The sequence below is a fragment of the Allokutzneria multivorans genome (assembly GCF_039537405.1).
Taxonomy (GTDB): Bacteria; Actinomycetota; Actinomycetes; order Mycobacteriales; family Pseudonocardiaceae; genus Allokutzneria; species Allokutzneria multivorans.
The window spans coordinates 57452-74793 of record NZ_BAABAL010000014.1; the positions used below are offsets into that span (position 1 = coordinate 57452).

The 17342-nt window shown below is 68.8% G+C and carries 12 protein-coding genes; 8 read left to right on the plus strand and 4 right to left on the minus strand.

The genetic code is table 11. The features are described 5' to 3' along the window. Positions 1 to 127: 127 nt before the first annotated feature. Both ABD798_RS19355 and ABD798_RS19360 read right to left on the minus strand, forming a co-directional pair. Positions 128 to 691 carry a YdeI/OmpD-associated family protein gene (locus ABD798_RS19355; RefSeq protein ID WP_344876749.1) on the minus strand — a complete coding sequence of 188 codons (564 nt, stop codon included), beginning with the start codon at positions 689 to 691 and terminating at the stop codon, positions 128 to 130. Then, on the minus strand, positions 688 to 1098 hold the full coding sequence (locus tag ABD798_RS19360) for a VOC family protein (protein WP_344876751.1): 411 nt from the start codon (positions 1096 to 1098) through the stop codon (positions 688 to 690). Before ABD798_RS19360 ends, ABD798_RS19355 begins: the two co-directional genes overlap by 4 nt. 59 nt (positions 1099 to 1157) lie before the next feature. Between ABD798_RS19360 and ABD798_RS19365 the strand changes: the two genes are divergently transcribed. The 4 genes from ABD798_RS19365 to ABD798_RS19380 all read left to right on the plus strand — a co-directional run bounded on the left by ABD798_RS19365 (position 1158) and on the right by ABD798_RS19380 (position 6003). Further along, a complete protein-coding gene (locus ABD798_RS19365; protein WP_344876753.1) occupies positions 1158 to 2108 on the plus strand; it encodes a helix-turn-helix transcriptional regulator in 951 nt (316 codons plus the stop codon). A gap of 1036 nt (positions 2109 to 3144) precedes the next feature. Next, positions 3145 to 3474, plus strand: a complete 330-nt coding sequence (locus ABD798_RS19370; protein WP_344876755.1) for a histone-like nucleoid-structuring protein Lsr2 — start codon at positions 3145 to 3147, stop codon at positions 3472 to 3474. Positions 3475 to 3950: 476 nt separating this feature from the next. After that, the gene (locus tag ABD798_RS19375) at positions 3951 to 4526 is read left to right on the plus strand and encodes an ArsR/SmtB family transcription factor (protein ID WP_344876757.1); all 576 of its coding nucleotides are present in this window, start codon (positions 3951 to 3953) and stop codon (positions 4524 to 4526) included. Between the two features lie 127 nt (positions 4527 to 4653). Further along, entirely contained in the window at positions 4654 to 6003 is a 1350-nt protein-coding gene (locus ABD798_RS19380) for an alpha/beta hydrolase family protein (protein ID WP_344876759.1), read from the plus strand. Here ABD798_RS19380 and ABD798_RS19385 read toward each other — a convergent pair. Beyond that, on the minus strand, positions 5979 to 9797 hold the full coding sequence (locus tag ABD798_RS19385) for a hypothetical protein (RefSeq protein ID WP_344876762.1): 3819 nt from the start codon (positions 9795 to 9797) through the stop codon (positions 5979 to 5981). The two genes, ABD798_RS19380 and ABD798_RS19385, sit on opposite strands and share 25 nt — an antisense overlap. Beyond that, positions 9794 to 11080, minus strand: a complete 1287-nt coding sequence (locus tag ABD798_RS19390) for an MFS transporter (RefSeq protein ID WP_344876764.1) — start codon at positions 11078 to 11080, stop codon at positions 9794 to 9796. Before ABD798_RS19390 ends, ABD798_RS19385 begins: the two co-directional genes overlap by 4 nt. 212 nt (positions 11081 to 11292) lie before the next feature. Between ABD798_RS19390 and rhaI the strand changes: the two genes are divergently transcribed. Genes rhaI through ABD798_RS19410 form a run of 4 tightly spaced genes read left to right on the plus strand, consistent with a single transcriptional unit; the run spans position 11293 to position 17258 of the window. After that, on the plus strand, positions 11293 to 12459 hold the full coding sequence (gene rhaI, locus ABD798_RS19395) for an L-rhamnose isomerase (protein WP_344876766.1): 1167 nt from the start codon (positions 11293 to 11295) through the stop codon (positions 12457 to 12459). Next, a complete protein-coding gene (locus ABD798_RS19400) occupies positions 12456 to 14486 on the plus strand; it encodes a bifunctional aldolase/short-chain dehydrogenase (protein WP_344876768.1) in 2031 nt (676 codons plus the stop codon). The genes rhaI and ABD798_RS19400 overlap by 4 nt, the downstream gene beginning before the upstream one ends. Positions 14487 to 14496: 10 nt before the next feature. Beyond that, entirely contained in the window at positions 14497 to 15921 is a 1425-nt protein-coding gene (locus ABD798_RS19405; RefSeq protein ID WP_344876770.1) for an L-fucose/L-arabinose isomerase family protein, read from the plus strand. Next, complete coding sequence (locus tag ABD798_RS19410) at positions 15918 to 17258, plus strand: rhamnulokinase (RefSeq protein WP_344876772.1); 1341 nt, start codon at positions 15918 to 15920, stop codon at positions 17256 to 17258. Before ABD798_RS19405 ends, ABD798_RS19410 begins: the two co-directional genes overlap by 4 nt. The last annotated feature ends 84 nt before the right edge of the window (positions 17259 to 17342 follow it).

Consider the following 17342-nt stretch of genomic DNA (forward strand, 5'->3'; position numbering starts at 1 on the left):
CGTTCCTGCTCGGCGTCACATCACACCCGAGCTTCTTGGCTCGTGCCAGGGCGGCTGCGACCTCCGCGCTCTGGTGTCGCCCCTGCGAGATCATGACCCAATGTACCAGGAAGATTACTCTAGGTAATCACTTTGTGGCGGTCCTTGTGCTGGGGTGATTGGCGCGGATGTTCTGCGCCGCAAGGGTTGTGGTCCGCTCGATGCGGCGTTGCCTGGTCTCGGGCTTCTTCGCGCCCGCGATCCACTCCAGGATGAGCCGCTTCGAGGACGGCGGGAACTTCGCGAAGTTCGCCCCCGCCGCCTCGTCGTCCGCGAGCGCGTGCCGGAGATCGTCCGGGAAGGGCAGTTCCCAGGTTCCCTTGGCGCGGGCCAGGTCGATGGCGGCCTGCCCGTGCTCGGTCATCAGGCCCTGCGCGACCATCCTGGCGGCCCGGTCCCGGTTGAGCTGGCTCCACGTGCTGCGCGGGCCTCGCGGGGTGAAGCGCAGCCGGGAGCTGTCCTCGCCGTGCTTGCGGTGCAGGCCGTCGATCCAGCCGAAGCACAGGGCCTGCTCGATCGCCTCGTGGTAGCGCACGCTCGGCGTCGCGCTGTCCTTGTGGTGGATGATCAGCCAGATCTCCTCGCTGGAGCGGCAGTTCCGCTCCAGCCACGCGCGCCACTCGGCCGGCGTGCTCGCGGAGACGGCGCTCATGACCGCTGCTCCAGCACGGCGAGGTAGTGCACGTTGACCATGACGCCGAGCACGTTGCCGAAGGGGTCGGTGACCGAGGCGGTGATGAATCCGGGGCCGTGCTCGGTCGGCTTCTGGTGCTCGGTGGCGCCCATCGACAGCAGCCGGGCGAACGCGCCTTCGACGTCGTCGACGCACCAGTAGGTCATGGAGCCGACCACGCCCGCAGCCCACCCGGGCGGGGCGAAGCGGCGGTCGAGCAGGCCCAGTTCGTGCTGGTAGTCGCCGATGCGGAACTCGACGTAGGCGGCGCGGCCCGCGACCTCGCGGGAGAAGTAGGGATCGACGCCGAGCAGCTCGGTGTACCAGGCAACAGCGGCCGGGACGTCGTCGGCGAACAGGTTCACGGTGGTCAGTCCTCGCAACATGGAACCCATCCTGCGAGCTAAAGTGTTCACCAACTGAGCACTTTTATCGAGGAGTTCTCGTGCGAGCTGATCGCCTGGTCGCGGTCCTGCTGCTGATGCAGTCGCGGGGCCGGGTCACCGCCGCCGACCTCGCGCGGGAACTGGAGGTCTCCGTCGCCACCGCCCGCCGTGACCTGGAGGCGCTCTCCACCGCGGGCATCCCCGTCTACCCGCAGCCCGGGCGCGGGGGCGGCTGGTCGCTGGTCGGCGGTGCCCGCACCGACCTCTCCGGCCTGTCCTCGGCCGAGGCGCAGGCCCTGTTCCTGCTGGTGGGGCCTGCGGCAGCGGTGTCCGGGGAGGCCAGGGCCGCGCTGCGCAAGCTCGTCCGCGCGCTCCCGCAGACCTTCCGCGCCGAGGCCGAGGCCGCCGCGAGCGCGACCATGATCGACCCGACGCGGTGGGGTGAGCGCGACCGCCCGCGCCCGCCGTTGGTCGAGCTGTTGCAGACCGCCGTGGTCCGCAGGGTCAAGGTCCGCCTGACCTACCGCGACCGCGGCGAGCGCATGATCGATCCGTGGGGTCTTGTCGACAAGGACGACGTCTGGTACCTCATCGCCGGAACCGACCGGGGGCAGCGAACGTTTCGAGTCGATCGCATCATCTCGGCCGAGCCCACCGAGGAGCCTGCGGAGCGCCCGGACGACTTCACCCTGGCTGAAGCCTGGGAAACCGTTGTGGGACAAGTGGAACAGAAGCGGTCGCGCACCTGGGCCACCGTGCTCGTCGAGTCGCGGTTCCTGTGGGTGCTGCAAGACCACTTCGGCCGCCACTGCGAGATCGAGGCCGAGCTGGCGGACGGCCGAACCCGCGTCCGGCTCGCCGCGCCGACGCCGAGGGACCTCGCCCGCAACCTCGCGGGCTGGGGCTCGATGATCGACGTGCTCGATCCGCCGTCCGTGCGCGCCGAGCTCGGCCGGATCGGCGCGGAGCTGGTCTCGCGCTATGGCGGAGCTCGCCAAGACGTGCAGTGACCGCTTCAGCCGCTCGGCGGTGATCAACGCGCTGATGTGGTTGTGCCACACCGAGTGGACGGGATGTTCCGCGCCGTGCGCGTGAGGGGCCGAGCGGGGGCGGGCCGGGCTCCACGGCCTCGTTCAGCTCAAGGGCGCGTTCCTGCATGAGCGCGACCATCAGGCCCATGCGGCCGGCGAAGCGGTGGAACACCGTGCCCTTGCCGACCCGTTCGATCGAGACCTCCTCCGGCCGGTGCCTGCCGAGCAGTTCCTCGGTCGCGGCGATAGCTGTTGAGGACGCACAGATCTGCGGCGGAACGCTCGACCACGGTTGCGAACCGTCCGGAAATGTCCTCGTGGTGAACGGCGTGGGAAGCAATCGGGCGCGAACGGACACCCGGCGCGCTACTGGCGGAAGTTGTCGCCAGTCGCGGTGTCGCGGTGGCAAGTCCCCAACATGGCGATCTGACAAGGGAATGCGCATATCGGACTGCCCGGCCGCCCGGTGTTCCGGGAGGCACCAACATCAAAACCGATGGTGGGAATCGTTTGCCTAGGGCAGCTTCTCCGGCACGGGCGGCGCGGGTCGGCAATCGCTCCTGCCCTGCTGAACGGGCGCTGCTCGGCGTCGACGTGTCGCGGAAATGTGTCTTCGACACCGGGCCGATTGGTGGCCGGGACCCGTTCCAACCGCCGGAACAATGGGGTTCCGGCGCCTCCGGAACCAGGGAGGACGGGGCTCGTCGTCGGCCATGATCGAGTCGGCGGGAGTGATCTGGCACTCGTGGTGAGCAATGGTGCCCGGACCGCGCCGCCGCTTCCCTCCGGATATGTCGACGCGTTCGCGGCCGACGGTCACCGAAGACGGCCGAGTCGGCGACCCGCGCCCGCGCCGGGCACGTCGGCGCACCCGGCGCGATTCACGTTTCCGTCGTGGATGAAACCCTTGTCGCGCGCGGGGCGGCCTCCATAGTTTCTGTCGTGCGATAGCGCAAAAACGAAGAACGGTTCATTTGTGGCGGCCGTCGCCGCACTTTTTCGGAGGAGTTCCACCATGGCCCAGCGCACGGTCGTCCACATGATCGACGACCTCACCGGTCAGGTCGGCGACGACGTCTCGCGCATGGAGTTCGCCCTCGACGGCGTGGTCTACGAGATCGACCTCAACGAGGAGAACGCGGCCAAGCTCAACGCCGCGCTGCAGAGCTACGTCGCCGCCGCTCGCCGCGTCCGCCGCCGCGCCGCGGACACCGCGCCGGGGCTCACCAGGCGTGAGGCCAAGGAGGTCCGCGAGTGGGCCAAGGTCAACGGCCACGAGCTCTCCGACCGCGGCCGCATCCCCGGCACGGTCATCGCCGGGTACCGCACCGCCACCGCCGCCTAGGCCCTGTCCTGCAAGTCATCAGGTTCGCCAGTCTTCAAGACCACCCAACCCCCGCCCCAGCCGTCTCCAACGACAGCAAACCCCGCAGGGTTTGTGGCGGTTGGCGATGATCAACAGGGGGGTTTGGTGGTCTTGAAGACATCCCAACCCCCGGCGACACCGTGACCGGAACGCCCAGCACGGTCAGCGACACCGTCGGCGAGATCGTCCGCTCGTGGCGTAGCAGGCTTGTGAGCAGGGCGCCGTGAACGTGCCCAACGAGGTCAACCAGGGGACGCGAGAGCCCGCCGAGGCGAGTCGGCGGGCTCTGTCGACGTCGGCCTGAACTACGCGCAGACGGTCGAAGGTCTCGACACGGACCGGATTCCTGGCAAGGGCAACAACTTCGTGCCCGCCTTCCAGAGCTCGGCCTGCCCGTTCCCGCCAGCGCTGCCCCGGGCTTGCACGAGAAGTGATGCATCAAATATCGTGCAAGGGTGACTGACCCGGGCGCGATCGACCTCGGCGCGGCCAAGGCGCTGGCCAACCCGCTGCGGCAGCGGATGCTGCGTGAGCTGAAGCTGCTGGGGGAGGCGACGTCGACGACGCTGGCGGAGCGGCTCGGCGTGACCACGGGCGGGACGAGCTACAACCTGCGCGTCCTGGCCAAGCACGGCTTCGTCGAGGAGATCGAGGGCCGGGGCGCCGGCCGCGAGCGGTGGTGGCGGCACGCGCGCAAGGACGTGCGTTTCGCCCGGCGCGGCGAGCAGGGCGAGGAGATGCGCCGGGCGTTGGACGAGCTCAACCAGCTCTGGCTCTCCGAGGACGTCGAGCTGTTCGGCCGGTTCCTCGCGGCGCGCCCCGGCCTCGGCCCGTGGGCGGACGCGGTGCCGTACTCGCGCGGCTCGATCGAGGTCTCGCTGGAGGAACTGCCCGCGTTCTTCGAGGAGTACTTGGCGCTGCTGAAGAAGTACCAGCGCGCAGCCGACGAGCGGCCTCCGGGCGCGCGGACCGTGCAGACCCGGTTCCTCGCCTTCCCCGATCCGGAGGAGGACATCACGCCGTCCTCGTAGCCGATCCCGGGCCTTGACCCCGGGCCGTCGAGTTGCCGCTCGACGACCCGGGCACGGGAAGCCGATCCACCTCGCCCAGCAAAGCGAGAACCACGTAACCGCGCTTCCGCACACAGGAGATCATTCCGTGTCGCTCACCCGCAACTCAGTCCTGCTCGCCTTCGTCCTGGCGCTCTTACCCGCGCCCGCGAGCGCTCAACCAGCAGATCTCACCGACACAGCCGTCAGTTTCCGCAGCGGCGAGCACACCCTCAACGGCACCGTCGTCGCCCCGACCGGCGCCGGAGACCGGCCCGGCGTCGTCATCGTGGCCGGAGCCGGTCACACGCGCCGCGACAGCTACCGCCCGGAAGCCGAAGCGCTTGCCAGGGCTGGGATCGCGGCCCTGATCTACGACAAGCGGCCCGGATACTCACGGGCCACGGCCACGATCAACGACCTGGCCGACGACGCGCTCGCGGCAGCCGCCGCGCTGCGCGGCTTCTCCCGCGTGAACCGTGTCGGTCTGTGGGGGCACAGCCAGGGTGGATGGGTCGTGCCGCTTGCCGCGTCGAAGTCTCCCGAGGTCGCGTTCGTGATCACCGTGGGCGCCAGCGCGATGGACGCCGCGCGCACGCAGCTCTGGAGCAATCGCACCTACCTGTCGCACGCCGGTGTCAGCGAGCGTGTGGCGAAGCCGATCGGCGCCAACCTCAGCCGCATGCTCATGGGTGTGGGCCTGTTCGGTGACACCGCCTACGACCCCGTTGCCACCTTGGCGAAGCTCCGCCAGCCGCTGCTCGGGGTGTTCGCCGACAACGACCGCTCGACGGCGCCGGGGGAGAGCCTTGCCGCTTTCCGGGAGGCGTTGGAGCGCGGCGGGAACAAGCACTACTCGCTCCGCGTGGTGTCCGAGGCCAACCACAACCTGCGGCGCAGCGAAGACGGGTTCGGCCAACTGCCTCGCACCGCCGAGTTCGCGCCGGGCTACGTCGAGCTGATGGCGTCGTGGATCACTGGCGGCACCACTGCGGCGCCGAGCGCTGATTCGCCGCCAGCGCAGGCGATTCGGAGTGAACCCGTGACGCTGCTCGCGTGGTACGAGTCGCCGTGGCTGCACGTTGGCGCAGTGGTGCTGATGCTCCTGGTGTTCCTGGCGTATCCGATCATCGCGCTCGTGCGGCGGCTGCGCGGTCGCCGTGCGCCCGCGCCGGTGGGCTGGCCTGCTCGTTTCCTTGCTGCGGGTGGGATCGTGACGGTGCTGGGCTCCCTCGTGTTCCTGTTTTCGATCGTCCAAACAGGAGCGACCGGTGTGCAGTCGAGCGTGCTCGGTCGACCGCTTCCCTGGCTGTTGCTCCAGATTGCGGCCGTCGGCGTGCTAATCGCGACCGTGTTCGTGGTCGTTCGACGGCGAGCCGAGCTGCGCGAGATGATGCTGATCGCCGGAGCTGTCGTGTTCGTGCCGTGGGCCGCCTACTGGGGGTTGCTGACTGTCTGAGTGGACAGCAGCCGGACAGGTCCGAAGAGTCCGCTTCGGACCTGTCCGGCGTACACCCCTGAGGTCGGCGAGGCGTCGTCCAGATATCCGGCCAGCGTTCCGCGCACGACGATCTCGACGTGATTTTCCCCGGTGACGAGGAAATCACTCACGTCGACCCGCCACGGCCCCCACACGAGGTCTCCGACGTGCTCGCCGTTCACGATCACCGATACGGCCCCGCGCACCGAACCGAGGTCCAGGACCTGCCGCTCGGAAAGTGAGGGGACGGAGAACGTCGTCCGATAGCGGACGTGGCCGCCGAGGTTGCGCAACCCGAGCGATGCCCAGTCTCCCAAGGGGAACTCCGCCTCCACCACTGAGACTTCGAGCGGACCGTCCAGCAGCGCACCGCCGCGTCGACCGTCCACAGCGGACACAAGAAGCGTCGCGACATCGCCCGCGCGTGCGGGGGAGGGCATTCGCAGGATGCCGTCCGCGACCTTGACCTCCTCGTCGCCGACGACCGCGACCATGTCCAAAGTGGACGGAACACGGACGGAGACCGTGCCCGGGGGCAGTTCGAAGCGCAGTTGTTCCGTGCGTGGCGAGGCGGGCGCGATGTCCGGAACGACGGGCACGACGACTCCGGCGGAGGACACGGCCGGGTCGAGCCAGTCCGCTCCTGGCAACGGATGCGGGCGTGGGTACGCGCAGACGAAGCGCGGATCGCGGCGGTGTTCCCGTTGCAGCTCAGCCGAAGTCCAACCGGGACCGCTGCGAAGCCCGAGCGACGCGGAGTCGAAGGTCGCGGCGGTGCCGTGGCGGCTCTGGTGGGTCACGCGCAGCACCACGGTGTTCGCGCCGACGACCAGGTGCGGAGCCAGTTCATAGGTGTGCAGCCGGATCTCGCGGTGCTCCGGATAGGGGTTGAAGTCGCCCTGCCTGCCGATCTCCACGCCGTTGACCAGCACGCTGCACGCGCCGTCCGAACCGATCAGCGCGGAGGCGGAGGCCGGAACGGAGTCGAGCAGGAACGAGAGCGTCATGTCGTGCGAGGCGCCGACGACCACGGGCGAGTCCGGACGAATCCACTCTGGACGGAGGTAGGCGTCGACATCGGTGACCACGGCGAAGGACGCACGCAGCGGCCCTGTGCGCGTCGCAGTGAGCTCGATGACGAGTTCTCCGCCGGAGGGCAGCGGGCTCACCGATTGGTGCCCATCACCCTCGATCGGGAGTTCGACGCCGTTGAGCAGCACGCGACGCGGAGCGCCTGCGCCGACCACGAGGTGCGCGGCGGCGGGCGGGTCGATGTGCGTGCGGATCGCGACAGTGCTCCCGGCGCTGACCTCACGCCAGTCGATGAACTCCTCGGGAACTTGTCCCTTGGGCTCCAACGTGTCCGAGTGCAGCGGGTCGTTCTGGATGCCGCGCGCGAGCGACCACTCGGCCGAGCGCCACACGCCGTCGCCGTCGTGGACCGAGGCGAATGGACCGTAGGACGCGGTGACCTCGCGCCACTCGAAGCCGGTGTGGTGCGACAGCCGCCAGATCTCGATCGGTAGCACTCCGGTCCGCGACGGCGCTGCCAGATCTCCGCGCGAGTTGTCCAAAGTGGACTCCGCGACACCCGTCCACGGTCCCGGAACGTCCATAGAGGACACAACGATGCGAGGCGGCTCGGCGGGAGGCAGCTCGGGGGCGAGGACCACCAGCGCGACCGAGCCGTCGTCGAAGGGGACCTCGAAGGACCCGTCCGCATCGATCGTCAGCTCGGTGCGCGTGCCCCGCCCAGGCGCCCAGCTCTGCGCACGGACGTTCGAAATGCCCGAGAGCCGGACATGCGCCACCCGATCGCCAGGCGCACGGAAGTCGTACCCACGCGTGCGGAGCTGCTCGTTGTAGCCCTGCCAATCGAACTCAACGCCGTTGGACCACCAGTAACCCTCGCCGAGGTCCAGCATCGGCGCGGCGGTCCCGCTGACATCGTCGTGCGCGGTCAACGCCAGCACGTAGGCATCGCCGACCTGTCGCAACAGGTACGGCGCATCAGCCGTGACGCGAATCGGTCCACTGTGGATGGCACCGGGAACTTCGTCCACAGAGGACACGAGGGTGACCGGGAACGACTCGACCGAGCCGTCGAGGAACAGCGAGGGAACGCGGCCGACGCACACCACGCGCCCGCCTTCGTCGATGAACTCCAGCAGACGGTTCGCGGCGTCGGCGCGCAGCGCGTGCACGGCGGGCAGGACGACGGTGCTGAACTCCTCGTCACCGACGCGAAGCCGCCCGCCGGGGAGGACGGATGCGCGCGCGATGGTCGCCTCGTCGAACACGTCGTGGTCGATACCGGCTCGCTCCAGCACTCCGGGCTTCTCCGCGAACCACGTGCCAACACCGTTGAGCGCGAAGAAAGCCTCGTTGGCCTCGGTCGCGGCGTCGAGCGGGCCGTCGAGCGTCAGGTGGCCCTGCGCGGTCGAAGTCGGGGACAGCAGCACGACATCGCAGACGTGCCGCCCCGCCGTGAGCACCGAGCACAGGCGGCTGACCGCGGTCGAGAACACGTGGTAGGACGGCCAGTACGGCTGACGCCAACAGGTCGACGGCGGCGCCCACTCCCACCAACCGCCCACAGTGGAGTAGTAGACCGCGTGCGGGTCGTAGAGAGTGGCTCCACGCCTCAAAAACGGCGCTAGCCAGTCGTAGGTCTCCTCCAGCGTGCCACCCCAGCCGGTGGAGTGGAACGCCTCGATCCACGTGCGGCCGTGGCCGTTGGCGTGCGCCAGCGAGCTGTGCACCTTGGCGTCGCCCCAGTGATCGCTGCCGGGAGCGCCGTACCCGGAGTGCGTGCCGAGGTAGTCCCCGTACAACCGCACTCCACCCGCCGGATCGCCCTCGCGCGACGGGGTCGCCTGGTCGAAGCCGCAGATGAGCCCGCGCGAGCGGTACCACTCGTTGTGCTGGTCGAAAAACCCGCGCCGGGCAAGGGAAGCACGGTGCGCGTGGTAGTCACGCCGGACCCGCACGGCCTCCGGCGAAGCGTCGTCCTCCCACAGCGCCCACAACATCGGGAGCAGGTCGTAGCCGTGAACCTCGGCGAAGGTTTCGGCGAAGTCCGAACCCCACGTGGGCATCGCGGGCAGCTCGTCCTGGAAGAAACCACCGATGCTACGGCCGAACCAGTGGCCGACACCGCGTTCGAGCGTGCCGTGCACGTCGTCGAGCAGCGCCGCGCACGCGTCGGTCGAGAAGTAGTCGAAGCCGCTCGTTCCACTGTGGACGATCACGACGCGCGCGGCCCCACCGGACCACTGGACCGCCCCTCCGGCGAGCGGGACGGCGGTCCGCTCGCCGGAGGGGAGAACCGCATACGCCGCAAGGGGAACGTGACCCTCAGGAGGCGTGACGCGCTCCGCGCCGGAGACCTCGACGGAGGTGCGGTAGAGCCCCTGCCCGGCGAAGGACGGGGTCGCCGCGATCAGCCTGCCCTGGAAGTTCGCCCCGGAGAAGCCGATCTGGTCGTAGAGCCACAGCGTGAACCCCAGCTCCTCGGCGTCGGCGCACGCCCCGTCGAAGAGCTCGATCCACTCGGGCGTCAGGAACGCCGGATCATCGGCAACGGAGCCGAACATCGGCCCGGTCGGGGCCAGGCAGAGCACCACGGCCTGCCTGACCCCGCCCGCCACGAGCTTCTCCATCTGCTCGCGAAGCCGTTCCCTGGTCACCTTGGCCCCGCTCCACCACCAGATCGGCAGCGGGCCGTACTCGGGGGCCGGATCGGTGAACCGGGCAAGCAACTCGTTGTTCATACCGCGACGCCACGTTCCTTCTCGATGTCCTCAAGCGACTTGCCGACCGTGTCCGGCATGAAGAAGAAGCCGACGATCCCGCTGACCAGCAGGAAGGCCGACAGCAGCGCCGCGACCGGGCCGATGGAGGCCGAGGCCAGCAACGGCACGAAGAAGCTCCAGACACCCAGCAGCACCCTGGCGAAGCCGAAGGTGAAGCCCTGGGCGGTGCCGCGCAGGACGGTCGGGAACAGTTCCTGGCTGAACACCTTGTAGGTCGCCTCGCCCGCGATCGTCGCGCCCAGCGCGAAGAGCACGATGTTGGCGATCACCGTGGGCACGGTGAAGGGCAGCACCAGGAAGAGCGCGTACGCCACGATCTGCATCAGCGAACCGACGGCCCACATCGTGCGACGCCGTTGGTAGCTCTGGTCGTTGAGGCGCATGAACAGGAAGACCGTGCCGAGAATGCCGATGACGAAGCTCGCGCAGCTGAGCGCCACCCCGGCCGCCTGCGAGCCCGCGTCGAGGGTCGTCACGATGTACGGGGTGAAGATGCCCGCGGTACCCGCTGCCAGGCCCCAGAAGGTGTAGATGGTGCCGGTCCACACCAGCGCGCGCAGGTTCTGGCCGCTGAAGAGCGCTTTGACCTGGTTGACCGGGGAGGGCTTGGAGCTGGCGACCGCGCTCTTCCAGCGCGCCGACTCGGCGATGCCCTGGCGCAGCGCCCACGTCACGATGGCGACGACGAACAGGGACAGGAAGACGATCCTGGTCCCGGTGATCCCCATCGGGGTCAGCACGAGCGCGAGCAGCAGGACCACCACCGGGCCCAGGTTCCACGCCACCTGTGTCAGCCCGATCAGCCGTCCTCTGCCCTTCGCCGGTGCCAGCTCGCCGACCAGCGCCAGCGAGGTGGGCACGTCGGCGCCGACCGCGACGCCGACGATGAAGGTGCCGATGAACAGCATGGGAGCGTTGAAGGACCCCGCCACGAGCAGGATGCCCAGCGCGTAGACCATGAGGTCCCACTTGTAGATCCGCTTGCGGCCGAGCTTGTCGCCGAGCCGCCCGCCGATGAACGCGCCGATCGCGCAGCCGATGGCGTTCGGCCCGATCGCGGCGAGCACGCCGACCCCGGTGCTCGTCAGTCCCAGCTCCGCCTGGAACACGCTCATCCCCGCGCCGAGCGCGACGATCGAGCCCGCGTCCAGGTAGGAGGCCATCGCGGCCAGTACCGAGATCTTCCACTGCTGTCTGCTGATCGTGTGGTCGTCCGCGCGGACGTCCTGGGGTGCGGTCATGGCGACTCCTCGTCTTCCAACGGCGACACTGCCGTGCGACCCCGCTCACAAAATGAAACGTATTAATCGGCACTGTAACTACGCCGTCAGGGGCACACAAGCCCATGAGTGTCGACTCGTTACCTGGGTTCTTGACCCTGGGCGAGGCGGAGATCTACGGTGGTGGCACCGCACATGAAACCTTTCAAAGCACCTTGGGGGAGGGGCGAACCATGCCATCCACGAGCGAGGTCCGCGCGGCACTGGCCGGACAGCGGATCGAGACGCCTTCCTGGGCGTACGCGAATTCGGGCACCCGCTTCAAGGTCTTCCCGCAGCCCGGTGTCCCGCGCGATCCGTGGGAGAAGATCGCCGACGCCGCGGTCGTCCACCGGCTGACCGGGGTCGCGCCGACCGTGGCGCTGCACATCCCCTGGGACGAGGTCGAGGACTTCGGCAAGCTCGCCTCGCACGCGGAGGAGCACGGCGTCTCGCTCGGGGCCATCAACTCCAACGTCTTCCAGGACGAGGACTTCAAGCTCGGCTCGGTGACCAACCCCGACGCGCGAATCCGCCGCAAGGCCGTCGACCACCTGCTGAAGTGCGTCGACATCATGGACGCGACCGGCTCCCGCGATCTGAAGCTGTGGTTCTCCGACGGGACCAACTACCCCGGCCAGGACTCGATCCGCGCGCGCCAGGACCGGCTCGCCGAAGCGCTGCGCGAGGTCTACGACCGGCTCGGCCCGGACCAGCGGATGTTGTTGGAGTACAAGCTCTTCGAGCCCGCGTTCTACACCACGGACGTGCCGGACTGGGGCACCTCGTACGCGCACTGCGTGGAGCTGGGCGAGAAGGCCACGGTCTGCATCGACACCGGCCACCACGCGCCGGGCACCAACATCGAGTTCATCGTGGCGTTCCTGTTGCGCGCCAACAAGCTCGGCGCCTTCGACTTCAACTCGCGGTTCTACGCCGACGACGACCTGATGGTGGGCGCGGCCGATCCCTTCCAGCTGTTCCGGATCATGCACGAGATCGTCTCCGCCGACGCGCTGCGGCCCGAGGCGGGGATCGCGTTCATGCTCGACCAGTGCCACAACATCGAGGCGAAGATCCCCGCGATCATCCGCTCGGTGCTCAACGTCCAGGAGGCCACGGCGAAGGCGCTGATCATCGACGCCGAGGCCCTCGCGGAAGCGCAGCGCTCCGGCGACGTGCTCGCCGCGAACGCGGTGCTGATGGACGCCTACTCCACCGATGTCCGCCCGTTGCTGCGCGAAGTGCGCGCCGATGCGGGGCTCGACCCCGATCCGGTTGCGGCGTACCGCGCGTCGGGCTACCAAGAACGAATCGAAGCCGACCGCGTTGGCGGCACACAGGCGGGTTGGGGAGCATGACCACGGTTCAGGAGCTTTTGGAGCGCAGCAACCGGCTCGGCAGCGACCCGCGCTACACGAACTACGCGGGCGGGAACACCTCCGCGAAGGGCAGCGCCACCGACCCGGTCACCGGCTCGCCCGTGGACCTGTTGTGGGTCAAGGGTTCCGGCGGGGACCTCGGCACGCTGACCGCGTCCGGGCTGGCGGCGCTGCGGCTGGACCGCCTGCGCGCGCTCGTCGAGGTCTACCCCGGTGTCGAGCGCGAGGACGAGATGGTCGCCGCGTTCGACTTCTGCTTGCACGGCAAGGGCGGCGCGGCTCCGTCGATCGACACCGCGATGCACGGGCTCGTCGACTCCGCGCACGTCGACCACCTGCACCCGGACACCGGGATCGCCATCGCGTGCGCCGCCGACGGTGAAGCGCTCACCAAGGAGATCTTCGGCGACCGCGTGGTCTGGGTGCCGTGGCGCAGGCCGGGTTTCCAGCTGGGCCTGGACATCGCGGCGGTCAAGGAGGCCAACCCGCGCGCCATCGGCGTGATCCTCGGCGGGCACGGCATCACCGCGTGGGGCGAGACCTCGGCGGAGTGCGAGTCCCGCTCGCTGGAGATCATCCGCACCGCTCAGGAGTACATCTCCTCGCGGGGTGTCGCTGAGCCGTTTGGCTCTGTGAAGCCAGGATTCGCGCCGTTGCCGGTCGCTTCGCGGCGCGCGCGTGCTGCGGCGCTGGCTCCGGTGATCCGTGGGCTCGCGTCGACGGACCGCGCTCAGGTCGGCCACTTCACCGATTCCGACGAGGTGCTGGACTTCCTCGCGCGCGAGAAGCTGGCGCCGTTGGCCGCGCTCGGCACGTCCTGCCCGGACCACTTCCTGCGGACCAAGGTCGCTCCGCTCGTGCTCGACCTGCCCGCCGACGCGCCACTTGAGGACGCGGTCGCGCGCCTGCGCGAGCTGCATGCGGACTACCGCGAGCAGTACCGCGCCTACTACGAGCGGCACGCGACGCCGGATTCGCCCGCCATGCGCGGAGCGGACCCCGCGATCGTGCTCGTGCCCGGTGTCGGCATGTTTTCCTTCGGTGCCAACAAGCAGACCGCGCGCGTGGCGGGTGAGTTCTACGTCAACGCCATCAACGTGATGCGCGGCGCGGAGACGATTTCGAGCTATGCGCCGATCACGGAGTCGGAGAAGTTCCGCATCGAGTACTGGGCGCTCGAAGAGGCCAAGCTCGCGCGCATGCCCAAGCCGAAGCCGCTCGCCGCGCGCGTCGCGTTCGTGACCGGTGGCGGCTCAGGCATCGGCCGCGCCATCGCGGAGCGACTGGCCGCTGAGGGCGCGTGCGTGATCGTCGCCGACCGCGATGCTTCGGCGGCAGCTTCGGTTGCGGCGTCGCTGGGCTCCACGGACGTGGCCGTGCCGGTGACTGTGGACGTCACGTCGAGCGAAGCCGTTGCGGCCGCTGTGGATGCGGCTGTGCTGGCCTTCGGCGGCGTGGACCTCGTGGTCAACAACGCGGGCCTGTCGATCTCGAAGCCGTTGCTGGAGACCACCGACGCCGACTGGGACGTCCAGCACGGAGTCATGGCGCGCGGCTCGTTCCTGGTCGCGCGCGCGGCGGCGAAGGCGATGATCGCGCAGGGCATGGGCGGCGACATCGTCTACATCGCCTCGAAGAACGGCGTCTTCGCCGGGCCGAACAACCTCGCGTACGGTTCGGCCAAGGCCGACCAGGCGCATCAGGTCCGGCTGCTCGCGGCCGAGCTCGGCGAGCACGGCATCAAGGTCAACGGCGTGAACCCGGACGGCGTCGTGCGCGGCTCGGGGATCTTCGCCGGCGGCTGGGGTGCTCAGCGCGCGGCCGTCTACGGCGTCGCGGAGGAGGACCTGGGCGCGTTCTACGCCAAGCGGACCCTGCTCAAGCGCGAGGTGCTGCCGGAGCACGTCGCCGCCGCCGTCTTCGTGCTGACCGCCGGAGAGCTGTCGCACACCACCGGACTGCACATTCCCGTCGACGCGGGCGTCGCCGCCGCGTTCCTGCGCTGAGGAGGACTGGATGGATCGCGTGCCCGCTCGGCGAACCAGGGTCGGACTGGTCTCGGGAGGACTCGGCGCGTACTGGCCGCAGTTCCCGAACCTGTTGCCGCAGCTGCAAAAATCGGCTGCTCGGGTGTCGGAGCGGCTCAGCGCGATCGGTGACATCGACGTGGTCGACGTCGGGTTCATCTCCGATGCTCAGGAAGGCGCCGTGGCGGCGGAGAAGCTGCGCGTCGCGGGCTGCGACCTGATCGTCGGCTTCCTCACCACGTACATGACGGCCTCGATGCTCGTGCCCGTGGCGCAGCGCAGCGGAGCGCCGGTGCTGCTGATCAACCTCCAGCCCACGGAGAAGATGGATCACGCGAACTTCGACACCGGCGCGTGGCTGGCGTACTGCGGCGCGTGCCCGCTGCCGGAGATGGCCAACGCGTTCCGGCGCGCGGGCGTGGATTTCCGCAGCGTGTCGGGTTATGTCGAGGACGAGCGCGCGTGGACGCGGATCGCGCGGTGGGTGCGGGCGGCCGGGGTGCGCGGTGCGCTGCGGCACGGCAGGCACGGGCTGATGGGCCACCTCTACCCGGGCATGCTCGACGTCTCCACGGACCTGACCTCGGTGTCGGCGCAGCTCGGCGGGCACGTCGAAGTGCTGGAGCTGGACGACCTCCGCGTGCGCGTCGCGGCGGTGACGGATGCTGAGGTGTCCGCTCGGATGGAGCTGGCGCGTTCCGTGTTCGAGCTGGACTCTTCGGTCGTCGAAGAGGATTTCGCTTGGGGCGCCAAGGTTTCCGTCGGCCTGGACCGGCTGGTCTCGGACTTCGCGCTCGACTCGCTGGCGTACTACCACCGCGGTCTCGACGGCGAGCAGCACGAGCGGCTCGGCGCGAGCATGATCCTGGGCGCGTCGCTGCTGACCGCGCGTGGTGTTCCACTTGCGGGCGAGTACGAGCTGCGCAACTCCCTCGCGATGCTGATCATGGATCGGTTGGGCGCTGGTGGCTCGTTCACCGAGTTGCAGGCGTTGAACTTCGTCGACAACGTGGTGGAGATGGGGCACGACGGCCCCGCGCACCTGGCGATCAGCGCGCGGCGGCCGCTGCTGCGCGGACTCGGTGTGTACCACGGCAAGCGTGGGTGGGGCGTGTCCGTCGAGTTCGACGTGCGCCAGGGGCCGGTGACCTTGCTCGGGCTCGGTCAGGAACGCGACGGCAGCTACGTGATGGTGGCGGCTGAAGGCACTGTCGTTCCCGGGCCGGTGTTGGAGATCGGCAACACCACCTCGCGCGTCGACTTCGGCTGCGACCCCGGCGAGTGGACCGATGCGTGGAGCGCCTCCGGTGTCGATCACCACTGGGCACTGGGAATCGGGCACCAGGCGGCGTCGTTGCGCTGTGTCGCGGAGCTGATCGGGTTGGAGTTCCGCGAAGTCCGGGTCGGCGCGTGAGGGTCGCCGCGGTCGACCTCGGTGCGTCCAGCGGCCGGGTGATGGTCGGCGAGCTGGCTTCCGGTTCGTTGGTACTTTCCGAAGTGCACCGCTTCTGGAACGGGCCGGTGCGCGTGGGTGACTCGTTGTACTGGGACATTTTGGCTCTGTACAGGGGAATTCTCGCCGGGTTGCGTGAAGCTGGGCCGGTCGACAGCATCGGCATCGACTCGTGGGCCGTCGACTACGGCTTGCTGTCGCCGTCTGGGGCGCTCCTCGGGAATCCTGTGCACTACCGCGATTCCCGGACCGCCGGAGTCGCTTCGTCGTTCCCGGTTCCCGCTTCGGAGCTGTATTCGCGCACCGGAGTGCAGGTGCTGCCGTTCAACACCATCTACCAGCTCGCCGTCGAGCCGCTGTTGGCGTCCGCGTCCCAGCTGCTGCTGATTCCGGATCTGCTCGCGTACTGGCTCACCGGTTCGATGGGTGCCGAGGTCACCAACGCGTCCACCACCGGATTGCTGGACGTGCGTCGGCGTCAGTGGGACGTCGAGCTGATGCGCCGCGTCGGTCTTGATCCGTCGCTGTTCGGCTCTCTCCAAGAGCCCGGTTCGCGCATCGGTGTGCTCTCGTCGCACCTCGGGTTGGGTCCGGTTCCCGTGGTCGCCGTCGGCTCCCACGACACCGCTTCCGCTGTTGTGGGTGTGCCTGCTTCTTCGTCTCGTTTCGCGTTCATCTCGTGTGGCACGTGGTCTCTGGTGGGGCTCTCGCTGCCTTCGCCGGTGTTGAGTGCTGAGAGTCGTGCTGCGAACTTCTCCAATGAGTTGGGCGTGGATGGGACCGTTCGGTATCTGCGCAATGTGACCGGGTTGTGGATTTTGCAGGAGTGTTTGCGGTCTTGGGGTGTTCCGCTGTCTTCTGTCGGTTCTGTTTCTTTTGGTTCCGTTGTGGATGTTGAGAAGTTTTCGGAGCCTGGTGATATGCCTGCGCGGATCGCGGCTGCTTGTGCGCGGACCGGGCAGAAGGTTCCGTCTTCTCGCGCGGAGACTGTTCGGTGCATTGTGGACAGTTTGGCGTTGGCGCATCGGCGGGCGTTGCGGTCGGCTATGGAGTTGGCTGGGGTGGATGTGGATGTCGTGCACGTTGTGGGTGGTGGGGCGCAGAACGCGTTGTTGTGCCAGCTGACCGCTGACGCCTGTGGGATGCCGGTGGTTGCGGGGCCGGTGGAGGGGGCTGCTGCGGGGAACGCGTTGGTGCAGTTGGGGGTGCGCGGGGTGGCTTGTGGGGAGGTTGTGCGGTACCTGCCTCGGGGTGGTGTGGATTGGGGTGCTGTGGAGGGGCGGATTTTTGCGTCTTAGCGGGGCTTCCGGGTGGGGTCGGCTGGGTTTCCAGCCTGTGCTGGTACCAGCGTGGGGTCGGCTGGGTTTCCAGCCTGTGCTGGT

Bases quoted from the DNA above. Each gene is read 5' to 3' on its own strand.
- ABD798_RS19355 (WP_344876749.1), bottom strand. From the start codon at position 691: ATGAGCGCCGTCTCCGCGAGCACGCCGGCCGAGTGGCGCGCGTGGCTG.
- ABD798_RS19360 (WP_344876751.1), bottom strand. From the start codon at position 1,098: ATGTTGCGAGGACTGACCACCGTGAACCTGTTCGCCGACGACGTCCCG.
- ABD798_RS19370 (WP_344876755.1), top strand. From the start codon at position 3,145: ATGGCCCAGCGCACGGTCGTCCACATGATCGACGACCTCACCGGTCAG.
- ABD798_RS19385 (WP_344876762.1), bottom strand. From the start codon at position 9,797: ATGAACAACGAGTTGCTTGCCCGGTTCACCGATCCGGCCCCCGAGTAC.
- ABD798_RS19390 (WP_344876764.1), bottom strand. From the start codon at position 11,080: ATGACCGCACCCCAGGACGTCCGCGCGGACGACCACACGATCAGCAGA.
- rhaI (WP_344876766.1), top strand. From the start codon at position 11,293: ATGCCATCCACGAGCGAGGTCCGCGCGGCACTGGCCGGACAGCGGATC.
- ABD798_RS19400 (WP_344876768.1), top strand. From the start codon at position 12,456: ATGACCACGGTTCAGGAGCTTTTGGAGCGCAGCAACCGGCTCGGCAGC.
- ABD798_RS19405 (WP_344876770.1), top strand. From the start codon at position 14,497: ATGGATCGCGTGCCCGCTCGGCGAACCAGGGTCGGACTGGTCTCGGGA.